16 protein-coding genes, 1 tRNA gene and 1 pseudogene are annotated in these 23865 nt (G+C 43.3%); 14 read left to right on the top strand and 4 right to left on the bottom strand.

Features of this window, described 5'->3' with window-relative positions; translation table 11 throughout:
* From G589_RS0102405 to pepF, 7 genes are all read left to right on the top strand, one after another.
* A complete protein-coding gene (locus tag G589_RS0102405; RefSeq protein WP_026520964.1) occupies window positions 1–1338 on the top strand; it encodes an MATE family efflux transporter in 1338 nt (445 codons plus the stop codon).
* Window positions 1339–1363: 25 nt separating this feature from the next.
* A complete protein-coding gene (locus G589_RS0102400; RefSeq protein ID WP_026520963.1) occupies window positions 1364–2329 on the top strand; it encodes a LacI family DNA-binding transcriptional regulator in 966 nt (321 codons plus the stop codon).
* 227 nt (window positions 2330–2556) lie between these two features.
* Window positions 2557–3936 carry an ABC transporter substrate-binding protein gene (locus G589_RS0102395; RefSeq protein WP_022767416.1) on the top strand — a complete coding sequence of 460 codons (1380 nt, stop codon included), beginning with the start codon at window positions 2557–2559 and terminating at the stop codon, window positions 3934–3936.
* Entirely contained in the window at window positions 3923–6235 is a 2313-nt protein-coding gene (locus G589_RS0102390) for a glycoside hydrolase family 65 protein (protein ID WP_051192128.1), read from the top strand. The genes G589_RS0102395 and G589_RS0102390 overlap by 14 nt, the downstream gene beginning before the upstream one ends.
* Complete coding sequence (gene pgmB / locus G589_RS0102385) at window positions 6217–6861, top strand: beta-phosphoglucomutase (RefSeq protein WP_026520961.1); 645 nt, start codon at window positions 6217–6219, stop codon at window positions 6859–6861. The genes G589_RS0102390 and pgmB overlap by 19 nt, the downstream gene beginning before the upstream one ends.
* A gap of 81 nt (window positions 6862–6942) precedes the next feature.
* The gene (locus G589_RS0102380; RefSeq protein ID WP_026520960.1) at window positions 6943–8904 is read left to right on the top strand and encodes a glycoside hydrolase family 31 protein; all 1962 of its coding nucleotides are present in this window, start codon (window positions 6943–6945) and stop codon (window positions 8902–8904) included.
* A 15-nt stretch (window positions 8905–8919) separates the two neighbouring features.
* A complete protein-coding gene (gene pepF, locus G589_RS0102375) occupies window positions 8920–10719 on the top strand; it encodes an oligoendopeptidase F (RefSeq protein ID WP_026520959.1) in 1800 nt (599 codons plus the stop codon).
* 42 nt (window positions 10720–10761) lie between these two features.
* Here the strand turns inward: pepF and G589_RS0102370 are convergent, their stop codons facing one another.
* Complete coding sequence (locus tag G589_RS0102370; RefSeq protein ID WP_026520958.1) at window positions 10762–12513, bottom strand: sensor domain-containing diguanylate cyclase; 1752 nt, start codon at window positions 12511–12513, stop codon at window positions 10762–10764.
* Between the two features lie 314 nt (window positions 12514–12827).
* Between G589_RS0102370 and G589_RS20840 the strand changes: the two genes are divergently transcribed.
* The 4 genes from G589_RS20840 to G589_RS21815 all read left to right on the top strand — a co-directional run bounded on the left by G589_RS20840 (window position 12828) and on the right by G589_RS21815 (window position 17668).
* The gene (locus tag G589_RS20840) at window positions 12828–13427 is read left to right on the top strand and encodes a hypothetical protein (RefSeq protein WP_026520957.1); all 600 of its coding nucleotides are present in this window, start codon (window positions 12828–12830) and stop codon (window positions 13425–13427) included.
* A 211-nt stretch (window positions 13428–13638) separates the two neighbouring features.
* Window positions 13639–15795: an ATP-dependent helicase gene (locus G589_RS0102360; protein WP_026520956.1), complete on the top strand. Its 2157-nt coding sequence runs from the start codon at window positions 13639–13641 to the stop codon at window positions 15793–15795.
* A gap of 157 nt (window positions 15796–15952) precedes the next feature.
* Window positions 15953–17416: a GDSL-type esterase/lipase family protein gene (locus G589_RS22060; RefSeq protein ID WP_051192127.1), complete on the top strand. Its 1464-nt coding sequence runs from the start codon at window positions 15953–15955 to the stop codon at window positions 17414–17416.
* 114 nt (window positions 17417–17530) lie between these two features.
* A complete protein-coding gene (locus G589_RS21815; RefSeq protein WP_155832485.1) occupies window positions 17531–17668 on the top strand; it encodes a hypothetical protein in 138 nt (45 codons plus the stop codon).
* Between the two features lie 67 nt (window positions 17669–17735).
* Here the strand turns inward: G589_RS21815 and G589_RS0102345 are convergent, their stop codons facing one another.
* Window positions 17736–19112, bottom strand: coding sequence for a sensor domain-containing diguanylate cyclase (locus G589_RS0102345; RefSeq protein ID WP_026520955.1), 1377 nt, complete (start codon window positions 19110–19112; stop codon window positions 17736–17738).
* A gap of 520 nt (window positions 19113–19632) precedes the next feature.
* Window positions 19633–20217: a TetR/AcrR family transcriptional regulator gene (locus G589_RS0102340; protein ID WP_026520954.1), complete on the bottom strand. Its 585-nt coding sequence runs from the start codon at window positions 20215–20217 to the stop codon at window positions 19633–19635.
* 164 nt (window positions 20218–20381) lie between these two features.
* On the opposite strand from G589_RS0102340, the gene G589_RS18590 reads away from it, so the two are divergent.
* Window positions 20382–21869, top strand: a complete 1488-nt coding sequence (locus tag G589_RS18590; protein ID WP_022767405.1) for a radical SAM protein — start codon at window positions 20382–20384, stop codon at window positions 21867–21869.
* Window positions 21865–22083 (top strand): annotated as a pseudogene (locus tag G589_RS0102330) (DegV family protein); the annotation flags it as partial. The gene G589_RS18590 and the pseudogene G589_RS0102330, both read left to right, overlap by 5 nt.
* Before the next feature lie 148 nt (window positions 22084–22231).
* On the opposite strand, the gene G589_RS0102325 reads toward G589_RS0102330, so the two are convergent.
* Window positions 22232–22305: transfer RNA gene (locus G589_RS0102325), tRNA-Met, on the bottom strand.
* A 182-nt stretch (window positions 22306–22487) separates the two neighbouring features.
* On the opposite strand from G589_RS0102325, the gene G589_RS0102320 reads away from it, so the two are divergent.
* On the top strand, window positions 22488–23792 hold the full coding sequence (locus tag G589_RS0102320; RefSeq protein ID WP_026520952.1) for an alpha-amylase family glycosyl hydrolase: 1305 nt from the start codon (window positions 22488–22490) through the stop codon (window positions 23790–23792).
* Window positions 23793–23865 lie beyond the last annotated feature (73 nt).

The following is a 23865-nucleotide window of genomic DNA, read 5'->3' as shown; positions in this document are numbered from 1 at the left end:
ATGAACGATAAACACATTTTCAGCAACAGGAAACTTCTCCTGTTGCTGATTCCTATTATAGCTGAACAATTCCTGAACTCCCTGATGGGTATGGCTGACTCCATGATGGTAAGTAACGTCGGAGCAGCAGCGCTTTCGGGAGTGTCGTTGGTTGATTCTATTAACAACCTGGTAGTCCAGGCATTTGCTGCCATGGCCACCGGCGGAGTTATCATCTGTTCCACTTATATAGGTCAGAGGGATATTAAAAGAGCTAACGACGCAGCTGCACAGGTTCTTCTTGTGTCGGCTTTTCTGTCCGCCTTTATCATGCTTATCTGCCTTATCTTCAGAGGAAGCCTTCTTTCTTTGATATTCGGCACAATAGACGCTGATGTTATGAAGGCAGCAAATACGTATTTTCTTCTGAGTATCCTTTCATATCCGGGAATAGCCATGTCGGCTGCCGGAGCTGCTGTTTTCAGAGCACAGTCAAATACCAGACTTCCAATGAATGTGGCCATTATTTCAAATATTCTCAATGTGGCAGGAAATGCACTCTTTATCTTTGTATTTCACATGGGAGTTTTTGGTGCAGCACTTGCTACGCTCATCTCAAGGCTCTTTTCCGCAGCAGTACTTCTTATTCTTCTTGGAAGAAAGAACCAGGAGATCAGAGTGATCAGCTATCACAAGATAAAGCCCGACTTTGACAAGATTAAAAGGATCCTTTCCATGGGTATTCCCAACGGAATCGAGAACTCCATGTTTCAGTTTGGTAAACTGGCCATTCAGTCATCAGTTTCACTCCTTGGTACAACAGCCATAGCAGCTCAGGCCATGGCCAATATCTTTGAGAATGTAAACGGTGTCGCAGGTTGTGGTGTTGGAATCGGTCTTATGACCGTGATAGGTCAGTGCCTTGGCGCAGGAAGGAAAGACGAGGCCATCTACTACACCAAGAAGATGATAGGCTGGGGATATATTGCTATTACGGTCAGCTGTCTTTTCACCTATGCGATAGTAAGACCTGTCACAACTCTTGCAGGAATGGAAAAAGAGAGCGCGGCTCTTTGTCTATACATGCTGGGATGGATAACTATCGTTAAGCCGATCCTGTGGTCACCGTCATTTATCACGGCGTATAGCCTTAGGGCAGCAGGTGATGTGAAGTTTTCAATGCTCATATCAACCCTGACCATGTGGCTTTGCAGGGTTACTCTTGCAACCTACCTCATAAGAGTGGTGCACATGGGACCTATGGGAGTTTGGATTGGTATGTTCAGTGACTGGGGTATTAGGGGTATAATATTTACAGTAAGATTTCTTAGAGGCAAGTGGATACACAAGGTAGTGTGAGAGAAGGCATTCAGGGGATAAAACTATGGCAGGTATTAAGGAAATAGCAGAAAGAGCCGGTGTTTCCATAACCACGGTATCAAACGTTCTAAATAAAAAGAAGAACGTCGGGGCAAAGACCCGTGAAAAGGTACTCTCTATCGCTCAGGAGCTGGGCTACAGCCATAAGGAGCAGAGTGGTATCGACGGTAAAAGACGCACCATCATCGTCAGCTTTAGCGACTTCGACACACTCTTTTACCTGGATATACTTCATGGGATAAGTGATTACGTCAGCAGACAGGGATATCACATCCTTATCTGTAACGGCGATGATCTGGCTCACTATTCTGATCCTGATGAGGTTTGCGGATGTATTATCCTAAGCTCACAGATACTGGATTCGCAGGTCCTTGCTGTGGCTGATAAGGGACTTCCCGTAATTACTCTGGACCGTGAGCTCAAACACCCGATGATAAAGCCTATGATCGTAAGTAACTACGAGGGTGAGAGGCAGCTTATGCAAAAGCTTGTGGACGCAGGCTTTAAGTCTTTTGCCTATCTCTCGGGGCAGGATACTGCCGACAATAAGGAGAGGTACACGGCTCTTAGGGACGTGCTCAGGGAAAACGATATTTCTTTTCACAGAAACGACTTCTATGAGGGGGACTGGAGAGAAAAGAGCGGAACTCAGGCAGCAAGGCTTATCATGTTAAGGGACAGAATGCCGGAAGTTTTAGTGTGTGCCAACGATATGATGGCCATCGGTGCAATAAGGCACTTTCAGGAGAACGGAATAAGAGTGCCTGAGGATATATCGGTGTGCGGATTTGATGACATCATTATCTCGAGATATTTAGGACTAACTACGGTGAGTGTTCCGGACTACGAGAGAGGATTTTTGGCAGGACAGGCGCTTTTAAATATTCTGGACGGAACCGGAGATTTCGATACTTATAGGATCGGTGCCAGAGTAAAATGGAGAAGAACAGCAGCCAAAAGTCATAAGTAAAACTGATATTTTACTAAATTTTAGTAAAATCCGCAGTTATTTTAGTAAAATTAATTATTGTTTAGTAAATTAGGAGGCCTTCCATGTGTGAAAATGACATGTGGAAGGTCTTTTTTTGTGTCAAACAACCAAAAAAAACAAGCGATATTGCGCATTTTTCGGTAAATAGCTTAGCATATAGGTATCAAGAGCGAACTCAATATGGTTCATATAAAAAGGAGGATAACATGAAAAAGAAAGCACTGACACTGCTACTGGCAGCAACAACCACACTCACATTTGCACTGACAGGATGTGGAACAACAGGTACAACAGAAGCACCTGCAGCTACAACCGATCAGACAGCAGCTGAAGCTCCTGCAGCTACAGCAGAGACTGAGGCTCCTGCTGCAACAGACAGCGCAGAAGGAACAACAATCAAGCTGGTTAACAACAAGGCAGAGATCCAGGAAGGTCTTGCAATCCTTGCAGATACTTACAAGGAGCAGACAGGTGTTACAGTTTCCATCGATACAATCGGTGGCGGACAGGATACACAGGCTATTCTTAAGAACTACTACCAGGCCGGCGATATGCCTGACATCTTCGTATTCGAGGGTGACACACACTATGAGACATGGAAGGATCTTCTTGCAGATCTTTCAGACGAGGCTTGGACAAGCGATACAGAGGCTGAGTACGTTGGACCAGACGGACACGTTTACGGCTTCCCTACAACAACAGAGGCTATCGGCCTTTCATACAACAAGTCAATTCTTGACAAGGCAGGCATCGATCCAGCTTCAATCACAGGTCCTGAGAGCATGAGAGCAGCTTTCGAGAAGATTGATTCAATGAAGGATGAGCTCGGACTTACAGCAGTTATCGGTTACTACACAGAGTCAGCTAACCTCTGGTGGACAGCAGGACAGCACCTCTTCGGAACATACCTTGATTCCGGTCTTGCAAGAAATGATACAACTTACCTTGATCTTATCAACGACGGCGGTAAGCTTGATCCTGAGCGTATCAAGGCTTTCGCAGAGATGGTAGAGCTCTTTAACGAGTACACAGATCCTCAGGGAATTTCAGGATCATACGATGATCAGGTTCTTGGATTTGCAAGCGGCAAGTACGCTTTCGTATCACAGGGATCATGGATCGGCGCATCAATGACAACAACTTATGCTGATCAGTACGCAGCAGCAGGCAACTTCGAAGTAGGCATGATTCCTTATGCATTCATCGAGGGCCAGGATACAATTCAGACCAATTCACCTAACTGGTGGGGACTTTACAAGGATGGCAACGTAGACGCAGCTAAGGCATTCATTCAGTGGTGCTCACAGAACGACGGCGGACAGCAGATCCTTGCTGAGAAGTGCGGATGCGTATCACCTTTCGTATCATCACAGTATGCACCTGCAGATCCTTATGCTAAGACAATCGCTGATTACACAGCAGCAGGCAAGACATCTGCATGGCACTGGCAGGGATGGAAGGCAGGTCTTGCACAGAACGTTTCTTCCGTAATCTTCCAGGATTTTGCTAAGGGTTCAATCAAGGATACAGATCAGTTTGTAGATACACTTCAGAAAGCAGTAGAGGCATATTATGCACAACAGTAATCGTGTCATTATACGAGACGAGAACTACGACAACAAAACACTTAGATTAAACGAAACATTGTTTTCAAATGCCAATGGGTACATTGGAGTTAGGGGCACACTTGAAGAAGGTGTGCCCGCTGACTTTTCGACCATGCGAGGAATGTATCTTGCAGGAGTTTATGAAATCATTCCCATGAAGCAGGCTGAGAGCCTCTGCAATCTTATTGAGAAGAAGCAGACCATGCTCAACGTTGCAGACACACAGTCAATCGATCTGTATATCTGCGGAGAGCGCTTCGATATGGGAACGGGAGAACTCATCTCTAACAAGAGAATCCTCAACATGGACGAAGGATATACTTCCAGGGAGGTTCTTTGGAAGAGCCCGCTTGGAAACACGGTAAAGATCGTTACTAAGAGGATGACACATCTTGCGATTCCTCAGCTCTTTACCATTGAGTACAGCGTTAAATCCATGGACTTTGACGGCGAGATAGTTTTTGATTCCTGGCACATTGGGGATGTTAAGAACTACTCGGATCCAACAGATCCGAGACTTGCTGCAGAAAGTCCCTCATATCTTACGGTCAATTGTGCGCAGGCCATTGACAACTCCACACTTTGTGTGAGCAGTACCGGTGTCAGTGACATCAGTATTGCATCTGCCACTTCCAACATCCTGATAGGAGAGGACGATTTTATCGATGTGTATGACAATACCGATGATAGGCGGGTATGCACCTATGTTAAGGCGCATATTTCAGAGGGACAGGAAATACGCCTCATAAAGTTCTCGACTTTTTCCGATTCACTGAAGAGTGAAGATCCGGGAAAAGACGCATTAGCGGTCCTTCAGGATGCTCTGGAGGAAGTTAAGATTGATGGCAGCGGTCTTTCGCACTTATACAATAGACAGACAGAAATCCTAGAGGACTTCTGGGATCAGTCAGGAATGGAGATCATAGGTGATAACGACCTTGATCTTGCAATGAGCTTTAACATGTATCAACTGTTCTGCTCAGCTCCTAGAATGCCCGGCTACAGCATGGCTGCCAAGGGCCTTACAGGAGAAGGGTATGAAGGCCATTATTTCTGGGATACAGAGATGTATGCACTTCCTTTCTTTACACTGACTGATCAGACACTGGCAAAGAATATACTTGATTTTAGATACAGGACACTTAAGAAAGCCAGAGAAAATGCTGCTCTTCTCGGACATAAAAAGGGCGCTTTATATCCATGGCGCACCATTACAGGTGAAGAGTGCTCGGGATACTTCCCCAGCGGAACAGCAGCTTATCATATCAATGGCGCCGTATCCTACGCCATTGTTCAGTACTTCCTTGCAACAGGAGATGAGAAATTCATCCTGAAGGAAGGTGCTGAGATCATGATAGAGATAGCCCGTCTTTGGCTTGATACAGGAAACTACGACAGAAAAGGACGCTTTGTGATAAACGAAGTGACCGGACCTGACGAGTATACCTGCATGGTGGACAACAACTTCTACACCAACTGTGCAGCTGCCCACGGCATGAAATGGATGGTAAGGTTCCTTGAGATGTTTGCAAACACTCCCGAGATCATATCTCTTAAGCAAAGGCTCGGCCTCACTGATATGGAGATCAGGGAGATCACAAGGGCTGCAGAGAACATCTATCTTCCTTACGATGAGGAGCTTGGAATAAACCCTCAGGATGATTCATTCCTGCAGAAGCCCATATGGGATCTTGCAAATACCCCTAAGGAAGAGTTCCCTCTCCTTCTTCATTACCATCCGCTGCACCTTTACAGATACCAGGTCTGCAAGCAGGCAGATACGGTTCTGGCACATTTTCTTTTCCCTGACAGCGCAGATGCCATCACTCAGGAAAAGAGCTTTAGGTACTACGAGAAGATAACGACTCACGATTCATCTCTCTCAACCTGCGTATTCTCAATGCAGGCTTCGCGCCTTGGACTGCACGATGAGGCTGTTTCATATCTTGGAGATTCTGCCAAGCTTGACCTTTTAAATCTTCACGGAAACAGCTCTGACGGCGTACATACAGCAAATATGGGCGGCTCCTACATGGCATTTATCTATGGCTTTGGAGGAGTAAGGATAGGTGAAGACGGACTTTCCATCAACCCGTTCCTTCCAAAGGGACTTAAGGGTTATTCCTTTAAGTTTAAGTACAGAGGAAGCCTTATTAAGGTCACAGTTGATGATAAAGAGGTTGTAGTTGAGCTTCTTAGTGGTAAGGAAGTGGAATTTGTCCATGCAGCAGAAACATATAAGCTTACCGGAGGCGAAAAATGCAATATAAAGCAGTAATATTTGATCTTGACGGAGTGCTGGTCTTTACAGATAAATATCACTATCTGGCCTGGAAAAAGCTTGCGGATAAGCTGGGAATAGAGTTTACCGAAAAGGACAATGACAGGCTGCGCGGCGTAAGCCGTGAGGAGAGTCTTAACATCATCCTCGAGAAGTACCGGGGAGAGCCTATTTCTCCGGAACAGAAAAAAGAGTATCTGGAGGAAAAGAACGATATTTACAGAAAGAGCCTTGGCGAAATGACAAGGGATGATGTAGCCAAAGAAGTGAGAGAAACACTTAAGAAGCTACGTGATGCAGGCTACAAGCTTGCTATCGGCTCATCCAGCAAAAATACCGCATATATCCTAGAGAGGACTGAGCTTACAGATGCCTTTGATGCGGTATCTGACGGAACAATGATAACAAGGTCCAAACCCGACCCTGAGGTATTCTTAAAGGCAGCAGAACTTCTATCTGAAAATCCATCTGATTGCCTTGTGGTAGAGGATGCTGACGCAGGAGTTACAGCAGCTCATGCAGCCGGAATGGACGTTGCTGCGATAGGAACGGCAACAACCAGCGGAAGGGCCGATTACAATCTGGACAAATTTGAGGAATTATATGACATCTGTGAAGGCTGAACAAGGAAATATGTAATTTGAAAGGGAACTGTCTATCAGTTCCCTTTTTGTGATAAGATTTTTAGGCAGGAGGGTTTATACATGATTAGAAAGTATAGGATTGGAAATCCGATTCCCACAGATTCTGTGGTAAAAGAAATTGTGCTATCAGAGGGGACTATTCCCTATTTTGACAGAAATGATGAGAAGAAGGAACTGACTCTTTTACTAAAGAAAAATGACAGAGTGTACGGTCTTGGAGAGACTGTAAGGGGTATGAATAAGAGGGGCTGGCTTTATACCAGCAATAACTCCGACGACCCCAATCACACAGAGAACAAGAACTCTCTCTATGCTTCTCAAAACTTCTTCGTTGTCTTTTCCAAGGAAGATCAGTTTGGTGTTTACGTTGATACACCCGGGAAGGTCAGCTTTGATATAGGTTATACCAAGCTTGATAAGCTGCGCGTAATATTTGAGGACTTCGATGCGGATATCTATATCGTTGAGGGCGAGAGTGTCCTTGACATTGTATCGCAGTTCAGAGGTATTATAGGACGCAGCTATATACCTCCGAAGTGGGCCTTTGGCTTTGGTCAGAGCAGATGGAGTTACATGACTGCGGACGAAGTCAGAGAAGTTGCGGATAAATATCAGGAAGCCGGAATTCCTCTCGATATGATCTATATGGATATCGATTACATGGAGAGGTACAAGGACTTTACAGTTGACGAGAGCTCTTTTCCCGAGTTTCCTAAGTTCGTAGAGGAGATGAAGGCAAGGGGTATTCATCTTGTGCCTATCATTGATGCCGGCGTCAAGGTCGAAGAGGGGTATGACGTATATGACGAAGGCGTAGAGAAGGGATACTTTGTTAAAAAAGAAAACGGCGAAAACCTTTTGGCTGCTGTATGGCCGGGGCTGGTGCATTTCCCTGATTTCTTAAATGATGAAGCAAGAGCCTGGTTTGGAAACAAGTACAAGGTCCTTATTGATCAGGGAATCGACGGCTTTTGGAACGATATGAATGAGCCTGCTATATTCTATACTCAGGATCATTTGGATGAGATTTTTGAGCAGATAGATGAGTACAAGGGCAAGAACCTTGATGTTAAGGCTTTCTTTGAATTCAGGGACCTGGTTGGCACAATTTCCAATTATCCCGAGGATTATAAGCGCTTTTATCATGAATATAAGGGACAGAAGATAAGGCACGACAAGGTTCACAATATCTTTGGCTACAACATGACAAGAGCTGCAGGAGAGGCCTTCGAGAGAATATCTCCCGATAAGAGGATTCTTATGTTCTCAAGGTCATCATATATCGGAGCCCATCGCTATGGCGGAATCTGGCACGGTGACAATCACTCCTGGTGGTCACATCTGCTTCTTAACATCCAGCAGATGCCTGCAGTCAACATGTGCGGATTTCTATATACCGGCGCGGATATAGGCGGATTCGGAAGTGACACTACGGAAGATCTGGTGCTGAGATGGACTGCCTTTGGTATATTTACACCGCTGTTTAGAAACCACTGTGCGCTGGGAATGAGGCATCAGGAGCTGTATAGATTTGAAAATGTAGATACCTTCAGAGATATCATTAATCTCAGATATGCACTTATTCCTTATCTGTACTCTGAGTTTATGAAGGCTGCTCTTGGCAATAAGATGCTCTTTAAGCCTCTTTGCTTTGAGTACGATGATGAAAGAAGTGCTCAGGTTGAGGATCAGCTTCTTGTTGGTGAGAGCATCATGATCGCACCTGTATATACACAGAATGCGACAGGAAGATACGTATATCTTCCGGAGAACATGAAACTTATCAGATTCAGAGCCTTTGATGACTATGACGAGGAGGCTCTGGGAGCCGGAGATCACTATGTTAAGGCAGATCTTAACGAGATATTGGTGTTCATAAGAAAGGGCCACGTTCTTCCACTTGCTGAGCCATCCAAGGGCATGGAGTGCAATCTGAATAATGCAGAATTGAAGTATATATGTTATGATTCAGATGCTGCTTCATACGAGCTCTATACAGATGATGGAGTAAGCAGGATATAAAGGAGAAGTTTTTATATGCAAAACAAATTACCAAAAAGAGATGAGGTATCCCTGGACCTTACATGGCGCCTTGAGGATATCTATGACGATGAAGCTAAATGGGAAGAGGACTTAAAGCGCGCAGTTGAAGTTGCTGATAAGATGGCTGCTTATGAGGGTAAGCTTTCAGAGAGCGGAGAGAAGCTTCTTGAAGTGCTTAAGCTCTATGAAGAGCTCAGTCTTTTACTGGACAGAGTCTATGGCTATGCTCACATGAGAGAGGACCAGGATACAGGCAATTCCAAGTATCAGGCTCTTAAGCAGCGCGGAATGTCTGCAATTGTGGGTACATCAGAAAAGACAGCTTTTATCGACCCTGAGATACTTACACTCTCAGATGAGAAGCTGAATGAGTTCTACAGTGCTGTTCCTGAGCTTGACCGTTACAAGAGGATGATTGGAGAGATCAGAAGACTTAAGGATCACATGCTTGATGCTGAGAAAGAGCAGCTCCTTGCAAGTGTTTCTGAAGTTTTGGGAGCATCCCAGAAGAGCTTTGGAATGCTGAACAATGCTGATCTTAAATTCCCTTCGGTTAAGGATTCCAAGGGAGAAGAGGTTCAGCTTTCAAACGGAAGATTTGTTCCCACACAGATGTCCAAGGACAGAGAGCTCAGAAAGGCAAGCTTTGAGGCTTTCTACGGCAGATATGAGGAGTTTAAGAACACCTGGGCTTCCATGTATGACGGAGAGGTTAAGGGCCGCATTTTCAATGCTAAAGCAAGAAAATACAACTCTGCATTTGAGGCAGCAGTTGACGGAAACAACGTTTCCCCTGCAGTTTGCGACAATCTCTTTTCCTCAATTCACGACAACATGGACAAGATGCACAGATACGTATCCCTTCGTAAAAAGCTCCTTGGAGTTGATGAGCTTCACATGTATGACGTATATGTGGACATGATCCCTGAGTTTGAGATGAAGGTATCCTACGAAGAGGCTAAGGAGATTTCTCTTAAAGCTCTTGCACCTCTTGGTGAAGACTATCTTGCTGTTGTTAAGGAAGCTTACGAGAACAGATGGATTGACGTTGTAGAGAATGAAGGAAAGCGCGGTGGTGCGTACTCAGGCGGCGTTTATGATGTACACCCTTACATGCTCCTTAATTACAATGACACTCTTAATGATGTGTTCACTCTTGTTCATGAGATGGGACATTCAATGCATACCTGGTACACCAACAGGAATCAGACCATCGTTGATTCTGATTACAAGATCTTTGTTGCTGAGGTTGCATCAACCACCAACGAAGTTCTTCTGTACCACTACTTGAAGGATAACGCAAAGAGCAAGGAAGAGAAGGCATTTATCATCAACCATTTCCTTGAGAGCTTCAAGAGCACCATGTTCCGTCAGACCATGTTCGAGGAGTTCGAGAGAAAGACCTGTGAGATGGCCGAAGAGGGAACTCCGCTTACAGCTGAGACTCTTTATGATGTTTACTATAACCTCAACAAAGAGTACTTCGGAAAAGACATGATCTCCGATCCTCTCATTGGCTGGGAGTGGAGTAGAATTCCTCACTTCTACTACAACTTCTATGTATATCAGTATGCTACAAGCTTTGCAGCAGCTGTTGCTATTGCTGACAAGATTCTCAAAGAGGGCGAGAGCGCTGTTAAGAAGTACAAGGAGTTCCTCTCAAGCGGATGCACACAGGATCCTGTAAGTCTTCTTAAGATTGCGGGTGTTGACCTTACAACAAGAGAGCCTATCGATTCTGCACTTGCAGTATTTGGCGAGGCTATTGCGGAGATGGAAGAGATCTCAAAATAATATTAAAAGCTCTGAAACGCTTGGTTTCAGAGCTTTTTTATGTCAGAAATCGCATGTGACCCGGGCTTTGCCGTTAGCTTTTGAACTGTACAAAAGTTCATCGGCCCTTGTTAGTGTCTGCATTACACTTTCAAGAGGGTAGTGTTTGGTAACGCCGATACTTACTGTGACTTCTCTTTCATGGAGAACTTCATTTTTTATTCTGCTTAAAATATTGTCAGCTATTTCTTTTGCCAGAGCATCAGACTGACCATATATGAATATCATGAATTCCTCGCCGCCCCAACGTCCGAATACAGCACCGGGAATCGTGCTGATATAATCGTCTACGATTGTTGCAATGCTTATTAAGATCTTATCTCCGACGGCGTGACCATATGTATCGTTTATCTGCTTAAAGTCATCTACATCAAACATGATAAGATGCTTTGACAGCTTAAATTCTTCGCATTGATCGCATTTTTCGTAGATAGCCCGCTCAATGGCTCCGCGATTTAAGATTCCGGTAAGCGCATCATGGGATGCCTTATATAGCATTTCATTGAGCTGCTCATTCTTTTGCATCAGTTCTTCGGTGATTGTGTTTATAAATATGGCAAGCCTTGCTGTGATGGGAATATTTGTCTTATCTTCAATATCTGTGGGATCTACGGCAACATGGCTGCCATGCTCTCCTTCGCGCATAGCTATAGTTACAATAGAGAGATTGTTCAAAAGAGTATTTCCCTTATAGCGCAGGATCTCGCCCAGGGCACTGAAGCCGGTTGTCTGCAGATGATCTGATATCTCCTGGATTTCGATATTCTCCCTGCCATTCCAAAAGAGCATGCGGCCAAAGCAGTTGAATATGTTGACTACCTGAGGCTCAAATTCAAATATCTCTGAAATGGTCTGCTTTGTATGTTTCATGATCCTTCTTGGATCGCCGTAAGTCAATCTTATCGTACTTCCCTGAGAAATATTGGAAGACATGACAATTGAACCGTCGGGATTTACGGATTTGGCATGTCTTAAGCAATAAGTATTGTCGTCTATTTTGACTTCCCATGGAAAGTCCAGTGCGTCATAAAAGAAGTTTTTGTCTTTTTTTATGTGAAGATAGTGATGATATACATCGTAAGCCGGTTTGTTATCAAGTTCGTATACAACACATCCATCAGCCTTTGTGACTAAAAGGGGATAACCTATTGGATTCCAGCCAAACATCCTGCTTGTCAGAAGATGAAGGTTTTTGCCTGCATAGAAAACAAGAGCTGTTCTTCCGTATCCAAGTTCCTGATCGTCTGCAAACACAAAGGAGGGATTATTATTGTCTCCGACTGCTACTGCGCCAAATATTTCTATGTTTTCGGGGATAGTATCGATGACCGAGCCCATATCCAATAAGGGCTGGTAAGGGGCAGCAGTAAAGGCTTCTATTCCCTTAAGATCAGGAAAACTCTTTACAAATGCTAAAAGCTTTTGAGGGTCAAGGCTTTCATTTTTTCCATAGGATGTGCGAACAATGACAGTGGTGGTGTCATCTTCAAAGATCATGGCGGAGACAGTAATGGCATCATTTTGTACCTTGCCGTTAAGTATCATGCCTGTTGCGCTGCATCCTACAACCTGTGAGTCCGGAAATTCTTCTTTAAGAATTTTGCGCACATATTTAAGGTTTTCGAGTTCTTGAGGCTTGTCAAAAGGAACATAGACATGAAAAAGGACAGACCGGGAATTGCTTCCAAACTCGACAGCCCATTCATGTATTGTTTGATTGAAGTTTTCATTATAGCCGGTTTCTAAAAGTTTCAACTGCTATCCCTCACATACTGTATTGTGATTATATTATAGCGTAATAATGGATTTTTAAAAAGATGTCTCCCAGGGACTGTTAAATGCCGGGGAGGTGAAACACTTTGAAATACAGGTTTTATAAATTTATTAGGGTTCAGTTACAATTCATTCACATTTTGTTTAAGGAGTGGAAAAGAATTTTAGTTAATATATTTATAACGAAACAGAAACATAGTAAGTAAAACTTCTTTTTCATAACGAGCTGTCGGCGGAAGCCGGCAGCTCATCCTCCCAAAAGTTACCGGCCAAAAGGCCGTTTTTTTATTTCAGATATGGAAAATACTAATTCTGTTATTTCTTTTGCCCTGAACTTCATAATATTTGCCGTGACCACTGTGCTGATAATCTTATACTTTAGAAAAGACGGCAAATGGTGTCCGCAGCGGGCCAGGAATGCCTTTAAGTACTTCACGGTACAGAGCAATGCGCTGTGTGCGCTTACGGCTCTTTTAATGATGCTGTTTCCTGACGCGGAGTGGACATATTATTTGAAGATCATTGGAACGTCCGGAGTGACTGTGACGATGCTGACTGTCTTGTTGTTCCTTGGCCCGACGTATGGGTATCAGCACATGTTTAAAGGGTCAGACCTTTTTATGCATCTGATTACGCCGCTTATGGCAATTGTTTCTTTGTGCGTGTTTGAAAGAGCCGGTATAAGCCTGGAGATGGCGTTTATCGGAATGATCCCTGTCGCACTGTATGCTCCGCTGTACTACTATAAGATATTCCGTGCTCCGGAAGGAAAGCGCTGGGATGATTTCTATGGCTTTAACAGAAATGGTAAATGGCCTGTTTCATATTTGCTTATGCACCTTGGTGCAGCTGTTATCTGTATTGGGCTGTACCTTCTTCTGAATATTTCAGCATAAAAAAGCACCTCCACCGGGATCCTGCCTCAGTGAAGGTGCTTTATCTTTTAGGAAGATTGTTTCTCATGTATCCTCCTCCTTTCTTTAGTTATTAATAATATCGGTTTAAGGCCTTTCGAACTTTATAGTTTTGGCTAAAAAAAAGAAGAAAAACAAACCTGTGTTTGCTATAATATATTCGAATATATGTTTGTGTTGAATTGGAGAGTTTATGTTAGAACTTTTAGATGAGCTAAATGAAGCGCAAAAAGAGGCTGTCACCAGTACTGAAGGCTACATCAGGGTTGTGGCCGGAGCCGGAAGCGGTAAGACAAGAGCGCTTTCATATCGATTTGCATATCTTGTAAATGCGCTGGGGATTATGCCGGGGCATATTCTTTGCGTTACATTCACCAATAAATCTGCGAATGAGATGAGGCAGAGAATACATCTTTTAACCGGAGATAATGATACCGGCTATATCAATACATTCCATGGCTTTTGCGTCTCTGTGCTGCAGGAGGATTCACATGCACTCCAGTACCCTAAGAGCTTTCTGGTCCTGGATAATTCTGACATAGATGATATCCTGAAGATTATTTATGAAGAAAGAGGGCTTTCCCTCAGAGATAAGACCTTCAGTGCAGCAAGGGATATGTTTGAAATACGTAAGTGCAAGGACGAACCGGAGTATTATCTGGATATGCTTAACATGTCTGTTGATGCGCTCAAGGAAAAGTATGACATGGCATCTTCTGTAGATGATATCTTGTTCTATGGCTATTTGTATCAGGAGAAGAAATGCTTCGGCCTGGATTATAATGATCTGATCAAATTTACTCTGTACATGTTTAGCGAACATGAAGATATAAAGCTTAAATGGCAAAAGCGCCTGGAATATGTAATGATCGACGAGTTCCAGGATATAGATGGACTTCAGTATGAGCTCATGGATGTTCTTACGGCTTACCATAAGAATCTTTTCATTGTAGGAGATCCGGATCAGACCATTTATACCTGGAGAGGCGCCAGTGTGGGATACCTTCTGAACTTTGATAAGAACTATCCTGATGTAAAGACAATCTACATGAATGACAATTACAGATCAACTCCGCAGATCATAGCCGCGTGTAACAGCCTTATCGATAAGAATACACAGAGACTGAAAAAAGAACTGGTTTCCGTTGGCGAGCCCGGTGAGAGCGTTCTATGCCATCTTGCTCCTAATACGGCAGATGAAGCTGACTGGATAACAGGACAGATGCTTGTTCTTAAGGGAATGGGCGTGCCATACAAGGACATGGCAGTTCTTTACAGAGCGCACTATGTAACCAGAACAATAGAGACGGGGCTTATAGAAGAGAAGATTCCGTATACCATCTATTCGGGAGTGCAGTTCTACGGACGCATGGAAATAAAGGATGCGCTTTGCTATCTTCGAATGATCCTGTATAGAGATGATGTCTCTTTTAGAAGAATCTGCAATGTGCCCAAGCGAAATCTGGGCAAAAGACGTATGGCATTTTTGGAACAGTATGCAAGGGATAACAGCTGCTCTTTGTACATGGCACTTAGTGAGAATCTTGAAAATGAGACGCTCCGCGGAACCAGGGCAAAAGAGTTTGTTGATGTCATTGAAAAATATGCCGGCAATTACGAGGGCATTCCTGTATCAGAGCTTTTGACTAAAGTCCTTGAGGACACCGGATATGAACAGATGCTGCGCACAGAGGGAGCTCAGGACAGGCTTGATAATCTGGCGGAGCTCAAGCAGTCTGTATTTGAATATGAGACTACCTGCGGAGAAGAAGTGGGCCTGGAAGACTATCTGAGACATATTGCGCTCTTTACCAATGCCGATTCAGACACAGAAGGTAGCGACAAGGTAAGGCTCATGACCGTACATGCAGCTAAGGGGCTTGAGTTTCCCTATGTCTTTCTATGTGGCATGAACGAAGGAATCTTCCCTTCCAGAAAGATCCATACTCTAGAAGGCATGGAGGAAGAAAGAAGGCTTGCGTTTGTTGCAATGACCAGGGCAAAAAAGAGGCTGTTCATTTCAGAAGCAGGAGGTCAGACTTTTGAAGGAATACCAAGGTATCCTTCCAGATTTATCCTTGATATTGACAGGGACTGCCTTGAGTATACTGAGGAACCTTCGGATAAGATGATGACCATGGTCAGGAAATATATCGAGAACGAAAGCAGACACCTAAAGGGAGCGCAAAAGCTTAACCTGCTTGAGAAGGGCCAGAGAGTCGAGCATGCAATTCTCGGAGCAGGGACCATTCTCGATATCAACCTTGATGAAGAAAGCTATCTGGTTCAGTTTGATGGAATGGCTACCCCGAGGCAGATTGCAATGAAGGTCAGACTTAAGGTTTTGTGAAGTAGAACGATTCATAATACATTTAATACGCTCTGAAGGAAAGCAGCAATGCTTTCCTTTTTTGTTGCGTCTAATACATAAGCACAGTGATATGTTTCAAAATGTATGAATAATAATCTGATATAATAAGTATGTACAATATATGAGAGGCGAAGAGATGAGCGGTAAAAAGAAAGGGACAATAAGTAACCTGTTTGAGAAGATGATGGAGGGCCTTGGTAAAAGGGAGTTGATCATCAGCTTATTTATCATGCTCGCAGCTATCCTTGCAATCATTGTGCTTATTGTATTAAAACTAGGTTCCTTGGACAATGCTTTTAATGAAGTCAGTTGGGAGAAAACAACTGCCGAAGGTGAAGTTCAAGATGCAGCCGGGGAAAATATGCCTGTAGTCGAGACAGCAACCGAAGGGACTAAAGCCGAATCAACTCCGGATACAACTGTACTTGCAAAAAAAGACGGCGCAAAGGAAGGATATCTTAACAGATGTGTATTCCTCGGCGATTCCAGAACGGTTGCGATGGTCAACTATGGCTTTTTCAACGATGATGCTGCATTGGCGCAGATTGGCATATCTCATCCTGCATTTGCATCCAATAAATTCATTAACAATGCCGGTAAAGAATATACTTTAAAATCTTATCTGGCATCTCACCAGGCTCCGGTCATCTATATTCTTCTGGGTGTTAACGGGATCAATGATCCAAGTGAGACGCATTATAAGAATACATTTCTGACTCTTATAGACAGTGTGGCTGAGATGGCGCCTAATTCCAATCTTGTACTTGTGGCGATAGGTCCCGTAGATGATAACGGAATTTATAAAAACAGTGTTCAAAACGCATGGATAGATAAATACAATGATTTCCTACTGGAAACAGCAAAGGAAAAACATATTTTCTATCTCGATATCGCCGAAATCCTAAAAGGATCTGACGGACAGGTTAAGTCTGAGTATAACGGCGGTGACGGACTTCATTATTCCGGAAAGGGATGCGAGGCGATATTCAGGTACATAGTAGAGCATCCTGTGCCCCAAATATCTGATGAAGGTGAATATGTAGTTAAGTATATCAAGCCCGATCCAAACAGGATCAAGGTTACGATGGATAATGAGTCTGGAATTGACGAAAGTAAGCTACAGGATCTTATGGACATGATGATTGGAAATCCGGAAAATCAGAATGTCTCAGATACCGACACTCAAAACGAGAAAACGGAAGAAGAACTGCTTGAAGAAGAGGAAGCGAAAAAGAAAGCAGAAGAGGAAGAGAGAAAGAAGGCCGAAGAAGAGGAAGCGAAAAAGAAAGCTGAAGAGGAAGAAAAGAAGAAAGCCGAGGAAGAGGAAGCAAAAAAGAAGGCTGAAGAAGAGGAAGCGAAAAAGAAAGCTGAAGAGGAAGAGAAAAAGAAGGCCGAAGAAGAGGAAGCGAAAAAGAAAGCAGAAGAGGAAGAGAGAAAGAAAGCCGAAGAGGAAGAAAAAAAGAAAGCGGAAGAAGAGGCCGAAAAAGAGAAAGAAGGATCTGAAAAGGATGAAAGCGGTCAGAGCAGCTCAGAAGGGACCGAAGGAGATTCGTCCAATCAGTCCGATGGAGAAAACGGGAATCAGCCGGAAGGAGATTGATTACTTTGAAAATGAGCCCTTGACTCCGTCCCCAGGGCTCATTTTGAGCAACAAAAAAGGAAAGCAACAAATGCTTTCCTTTTTTAGTAGCGAGAGGGGGACTTCATCAAAGCCATGGTTGAAAAGACTGTTGGTATAAATGAGAATATCGTTTTACAGGGCACTGCCATGGAAGAGATCAATGCCAATATAGAAGAACTCAGCGCTATGTCAGAGACCATTAACCAGATTTCTCAGGAATTAGCTGAATAACGCGATAACAATTTCATATGAGCACAAAAAGACGGGAAACTCCAGATTTAAGCGTTTCCCGTTATTATTATCTATAGCTTCCATAGGTTTCCTTGAAGGCAGCCTTTTCGGCATACATAGCTTCATCTGCACGCTTCATGATATCTGATAATCCCGAATCAGTGCTCCTGTATTCTGCCAGACCTAAAGATGTTGAATATCGATTCCAGGGCTCTCTTGTTTCATCATTATACAAGTCAATAAACTGCGACCGCAGCATTTGATATAGCAGTTGCCTGTTCTTATAATCATCTCCGGCAAGAATGATAACGAATTCGTCACCTCCGATTCTGTATAGCTTTGAATTCGTGCACATTTCAGAGATGACCCTGCAACAGCCAATAATATATTCATCTCCTGCCTTATGGCCATATTTATCATTTATACACTTCAGATTATTTATGTCAGCCATTATGACTGCTATTTCAGGTGATTTTTCATGATCCATCTTTCCCAGAAGCACCATAGCCATTTCTTCAAAAGCGGCTTTGTTCCTGACACCGGTCAGTGCATCGGTGTGAGCTTTTTCGTTTACTGCACCGAGCTTCTCCGAAACCTTTCTGTACTCATCCATATATCGCAGGTTGCTTTCAGCACTTGTTAGGAGCGCTTCATACAGTGATTGAATCTCATGGTTACTATGAATATCAAGTTCTTTCAGGCTACGCAGGTTTTCTTCCCTGTCCTGGTAGGTTGCATATTTAAATTTGGACAGACAAAGATACATTTTCTCAATGGGAGTTGTGATCCTTACAGCAACTGCCTGCATACCAAGAGCAAACACTCCCATCATAAGCGCAAATACCAGTCCAAAAAGCTTGAAAATAAACAGGCGGTTTGCAGCCCTGACCCTGGTCAGATCAAAATCAACAAGAAGATAGCCCTGAAAATTCCCATTAGAATCTAAAAGTGGTTTGGAAACTGTCAACAGATATCCCCATTCGGTATCATCTGTTACCGTATCAAGAGACTCTCCTGCACCGTGTTTTTCTATCTGCGCTTTGATATCATCTTCAAGTTCATAATTACCGCCAAGCTCCATAGGATCATCATGGTCTACCTTTGCATCAAAGAGATATGTCGCATTGGCTCCATCACCATTAAGCTGATAGGCATAAAGATAAAAGACATCATCAAAATATCTCGGATACAGATTCAGCTTTCTTACAGTTGCTTCATACTCGTCCTTGTCGTAATCTCCGCTCAGATAGTCGGGGATGTGGTCTATGACGATATCCTCTGCTGCCAGATTGAGTATCTCTTTTCCGTATTCTTCGTATGTCTCTATCATGTTGTCGGAAAACCTTATATAGCATGCTGAAAGAAGCACGCCTACAAGAACAAAATATGTAAAAAAACTGATCAAAGGGAATTTGATCTTTAATGTTCCTAGTTTTTTAAGCATATCTATCCTCAAAAAATTTCCAACTAACTAATCAAAAGAAACTTCTATTTATATTTTATCATATTTTTGTGAATATTATTCCACGCATTTCTGTTTCTGCGTCCCAAGCAGCTTATGCTTCAAGACCGTATTTGATTGCTATTATGATAATGTTTTGTTAGCGAGGCCCTTCGTGATTATCTGAACAACGATCCCCATAGTCTTGATATCATTGCTCATGTTTGAAACCTCCATTTTATAGTTAGTTTAACAATTCCTTTTTGATATTGGTTTATACGATGTCGAAGTTTGTGTATATATATTAACTGCAAATAAATAAACCATAAGTATTCTTAGAAATCGAAAGAACTGAACCAGAAACAAAAAAATACAGGAAACGCATAATGTGCGATTCCTGTATCAAACATTTAGTAGCGAGAGGGGGACTTGAACCATTGTCGCACCTCTAAAACTTGCATAAATACAAGGCTTGCGGCTTCATCATCTGATGATAATCATCAAATTATCATCAACATTTGTTTTATGACAGTTTTTTCAATGTGTTATCAAACATTTCTACGCATATATCAGCCATGCGCTGTTCGCTTTCCTGCATCCCTTCTCTGAACCAGCTGATAAGTATCTGGAAAAAAGCTGCTTCTGTAGCAAGCTTGATGTATTTGATTTCTGTATCTGTTGTAGGATACAGAAGTTCTGATATGGACCTGCCGGAAAAGAGCTCTCGTTTCAATATACCTGCCTGATCAAACAGGGCAATGGTTTCTTTATCCTCGCGGATGGTACGGAAAACATCTTCAAACCACTGATGAGGATTCTCATGCAGTTCTGGTTTTTCACAAATTTCTGCTATTCTTTTTATCAGTCTGTTACCGAGTTCATGCAAAATATCTTCCTTGTCAGTATAGTTGCGGTAGAAGGCAGTACGTGAAACTCCAGCACGACGCACGATCTCACTGACAGTGATCTTTTCATACGGGTGTTCGCCCATTAGGTGCATAAGCGCAAGCTGAAGGCATTCTCTGGTCAGCTGGTTAGACTCTTTGTTATTCATTCGCAGAACTTCTTTTCTCTGCATTTCTGTCAAAGGCTCTTTAGTGGCTTTCATATTTCTTTTCCCCTGTTGTTACAAAATAAGTGATTATGTCACGCCGCGCCAATTGACACTTCTACTGTCATGTCCGAGAGTAGAGCCGTTGTATTGCATCTCCTGCGGCGTTACACTTGTAACATCAAAACGATTGTAACACTTAAAGGGGAGGAATAACAAGTATGGAATTAGTAGAAAACTTATCTCACAAAGCGCAGAGACAGGCATTTAGCCTATTGATCGATAGATTTCTTGCAAATCTCGACAAAGCTGAGAACAGAACAGAAACGTATTTAAAACTCGTAGATCAGGCAGAGAAATTCTGGGGGAAAGATGGAGCAAGAAAGGACAAGCTTGATCAGGTAAGAGCAGCTTTCAAGGACCCTGACAATAGATGGGTCAAGTTTATAAATAAAGTAGTTGATGAGACAGATCCTCACGTTGCCAAGATGACAATGCTCAACCTTGGTTATGAGGCCTTTTTCAGAGGTACCAAGATGATCAGGGCAAACAGGGAAAAGTACGGATGCAATATCCCATGGCTTATTCTCTTTGATCCTACAAGTGCCTGCAACATGCATTGCCAGGGCTGTTGGTCCGGTACTTATGGCCCTAAGCACAACCTGTCTTTTGAAGACATGGATAAGATCGTTACCCAGGGAAAAGAGCTTGGTGTTTACCTATACATGATGACAGGCGGGGAACCTCTTGTAAGAAAAAAGGATGTACTGCGTCTTGCTGAAAAGCACAATGATGTTGAGTTCTCAATTTTTGACAACTCCACTTTAATTGATGAGGACTTCTGTAAGGAAGTTGTAAGACTTGGAAATATCACGTTCCAGCTTTCTATCGAGGGTACTCCTGAAACAAATGATGCGAGACGTGGAATTGGTCATTATGACGCTGTAATGAAAGCCATGGACCTGTTTAAGAAATACGGAATTGTCTATGGAACTTCCATCTGCTATACAAGAAATAATATCGAGGCAGTAACTGACCCTAAGTTCATCGAGTTCATAGCTGAAAAAGGCGCAAGATTCGGATTCTTTTTCCACTATATGCCAGTAGGAAATAATGCGGTACCAGAGCTTATGCCTACTGTAGAGCAGAGAAGAAAGATGGTAGATCAAATCAGATACCTTAGAAGTGACAAGTGCGATATAGGGTTCTTCCCTATGGATTTCCAGAATGATGGAGAGGCAGTTGGTGGCTGTATCGCTGGCGGAAGGAACTACTTCCACATCAATTCAAGTGGAGATGCAGAGCCCTGCGTATTTATCCACTTCTCCAACACTAATATTCATACTCATTCAATACTTGAGATGCTTCAGAGCCCTCTTTTCATGGAATATCACAAGGGACAGCCTTTCAATAAGAACCATTTAAGACCATGCCCAATGCTTGAAAATCCTGAGCTTCTTCGTGAGATGGTGGCAAGATCTGGAGCCCATGGTACCAATGAAGAATCAGAGGAAAGCGTTGAACACCTCTGCGCAAAGTGTGATAATTATTCAAAAGAGTGGGGACCTGTAGCAGATGATATCTGGGCTCGCCAGAAGCACTATAGAAAAGCATACGAAAACTATGCAAAAGAAAATATAGAAAGCGCCGAGAAGTTGGAATTTCCTGAGACTTTGGAAATCAAGAAAGAAGAGAACAGAGGCGCTTGATTATGTCAAAGACATGGAGGCTGATCTAGAGAATGCCAGACCTGAGCGTGTGTTCATAACCCATTCAGGATGCGACAGGGAAGTTGTTGAAGCTGTAAGAGAGTATCTTAGCGGCCTCGGCGTGTTTAAAGAAATCCTTGAAACCCGCGCAGGAAGCGTTGTTTCATCTCATTGTGGTCCAGGAACATTGGGAGTACTGTTTATCTCAAAATGATGGGAACAAGGTAATATTTTTCTTTTTTCAGGGAATATTTCCAAGTGACGCCGGCGGAAGAGATTGCAGGGGTGACGAGCAAGCTGCGATGCAAATTAGCAACGCCAGAAGACACAAAAAAAGGAAGCGATAAACGCTTCCTTTTTAGTAGCGAGAGGGGGACTTGAACCCTCGACACCGCGGGTATGAACCGCGTGCTCTAGCCAGCTGAGCTACCTCGCCATATGCTCGCTCGTCAATCACAAGCGACTAGAATAATATACCTCTTAAGTGGGGGAGTTGTCAACATTAATAATTAAACTTTTTTTAGTTAAGTTCAATAATTCTGATATAATTATATATATGATCAAGCAGCTGCGGAGCCTAGGGCTTCGCAGTTTTGATAATGATAAGGAGAAAAAGATATGTGGGCTTATGAGACCAGCTTTTACCAGATCTACACTTTAGGATTTTGCGGAGCACCTTTTGAGAATGACGGGAAATTAGAGCACAGGATACTAAAGGTCCTTGACTGGATACCTCATCTTGAAAAGCTCGGAGTGGGTGCAGTTCTTTTTAACCCTGTCTTTGAATCCGACACCCACGGATACAACACAAGGGATTATCGGAAGATTGACACAAGGCTCGGAACAAATGAGGATTTCAAGAAGGTCTGCGAGGCACTTCACAAAAAGGGCATAAAGATTGTGCTCGATGGTGTATTTAACCATGCAGGACGTGGCTTCTTTGGCTTTCAGGATGTTTTGGAAAAGAGATGGGACTCACCCTACAAGGACTGGTTCCATATCAGCTTTGACGGTAATAACGGCTACAATGACGGGCTTTGGTACGAAGGCTGGGAAGGCAACTTTGATCTTGTAAAGCTCAACCTGCGTAATCCGGCGGTCACAGACTATTTATTGGAGAGCGTAAAATATTGGATAGATGAGTTCGACATAGACGGCCTAAGACTGGACGTGGCTTACTGCGTTGAGAGCGACTTTTTAAGGCGCCTTCGATATGAGACCGGCAACTGGAAAGAGGATTTCTTCCTGATGGGAGAGATGATAGGCGGAGATTACAATCGCATCATGGGTGATGATCTGTGCCACAGTGCCACAAACTATGAATGCTACAAAGGCATGTTCTCATCCTTTAACAGTATGAACATGTTTGAGATAATCCATTCGCTGCTCCGTCAGTTTGGCCCGGAGAACTGGACTCTATACAAAGGAAAGCACATGTTATCATTCGTTGATAATCACGATGTATCAAGGATTGCAAGCACTTTAAACAATCCTGCGCACCTAAAGCTCATCTATACCCTTATGTTTGGAATGCCCGGAATCCCAACCATCTACTACGGCAGTGAGTGGGGAGAGAAGGCAGATAAGTCTCAGGGTGATCCGGCACTTCGCCCTTGCTTTGAAAGTCCGCAGTGGACAGAGCTTACAGATCACATAGCAGCACTCTGCAAGGGACAGAAAGGGTCAAAAGCCCTTAACTACGGCGGCTTTAAGTCACTGGTCCTCACAAACAGACAGTGCGTATTTGAAAGAGAAGCTGAAGATGACAGAGTCATTGTTGCCATTAATGCCGACGATCAGCCTTTCGTTGCTCATTTTGACGCCAGAGCCGGAAGAGCAACAGACCTTATAACCGGAGAAATGATTGACTTTGGAGGAGGACTTGAAATCCCCGGATGTACTTCATACCTCCTTCAAATTTAACATGAAATCATAATTTACAGTTTACACATGATATGAATCCATAGTTTCAAAAAAGCGCATTATTGTACAATAT

Origin of the sequence: Butyrivibrio sp. VCB2001, from assembly GCF_000423965.1 — a bacterium.
Taxonomy (GTDB): domain Bacteria; phylum Bacillota; class Clostridia; order Lachnospirales; family Lachnospiraceae; genus Butyrivibrio.
The sequence above is the reverse complement of the archived record's forward strand: the minus strand, read 5'-3'. Positions and strand labels throughout refer to the sequence as shown.

What these genes read in the sequence shown, in the direction of transcription:
- G589_RS0102405 (WP_026520964.1), top strand. Translation starts at nt 1, where the DNA reads ATGAACGATAAACACATTTTCAGCAACAGGAAACTTCTCCTGTTGCTG.
- G589_RS0102360 (WP_026520956.1), top strand. Translation starts at nt 13,639, where the DNA reads ATGTTAGAACTTTTAGATGAGCTAAATGAAGCGCAAAAAGAGGCTGTC.
- G589_RS0102395 (WP_022767416.1), top strand. Translation starts at nt 2,557, where the DNA reads ATGAAAAAGAAAGCACTGACACTGCTACTGGCAGCAACAACCACACTC.
- G589_RS22060 (WP_051192127.1), top strand. Translation starts at nt 15,953, where the DNA reads ATGAGCGGTAAAAAGAAAGGGACAATAAGTAACCTGTTTGAGAAGATG.
- G589_RS0102390 (WP_051192128.1), top strand. Translation starts at nt 3,923, where the DNA reads ATGCACAACAGTAATCGTGTCATTATACGAGACGAGAACTACGACAAC.
- G589_RS0102320 (WP_026520952.1), top strand. Translation starts at nt 22,488, where the DNA reads ATGTGGGCTTATGAGACCAGCTTTTACCAGATCTACACTTTAGGATTT.
- G589_RS18590 (WP_022767405.1), top strand. Translation starts at nt 20,382, where the DNA reads ATGGAATTAGTAGAAAACTTATCTCACAAAGCGCAGAGACAGGCATTT.
- G589_RS0102380 (WP_026520960.1), top strand. Translation starts at nt 6,943, where the DNA reads ATGATTAGAAAGTATAGGATTGGAAATCCGATTCCCACAGATTCTGTG.
- G589_RS20840 (WP_026520957.1), top strand. Translation starts at nt 12,828, where the DNA reads ATGGAAAATACTAATTCTGTTATTTCTTTTGCCCTGAACTTCATAATA.
- pgmB (WP_026520961.1), top strand. Translation starts at nt 6,217, where the DNA reads ATGCAATATAAAGCAGTAATATTTGATCTTGACGGAGTGCTGGTCTTT.
- G589_RS0102345 (WP_026520955.1), bottom strand. Translation starts at nt 19,112, where the DNA reads ATGCTTAAAAAACTAGGAACATTAAAGATCAAATTCCCTTTGATCAGT.
- G589_RS0102400 (WP_026520963.1), top strand. Translation starts at nt 1,364, where the DNA reads ATGGCAGGTATTAAGGAAATAGCAGAAAGAGCCGGTGTTTCCATAACC.
- G589_RS21815 (WP_155832485.1), top strand. Translation starts at nt 17,531, where the DNA reads ATGGTTGAAAAGACTGTTGGTATAAATGAGAATATCGTTTTACAGGGC.
- G589_RS0102340 (WP_026520954.1), bottom strand. Translation starts at nt 20,217, where the DNA reads ATGAAAGCCACTAAAGAGCCTTTGACAGAAATGCAGAGAAAAGAAGTT.
- pepF (WP_026520959.1), top strand. Translation starts at nt 8,920, where the DNA reads ATGCAAAACAAATTACCAAAAAGAGATGAGGTATCCCTGGACCTTACA.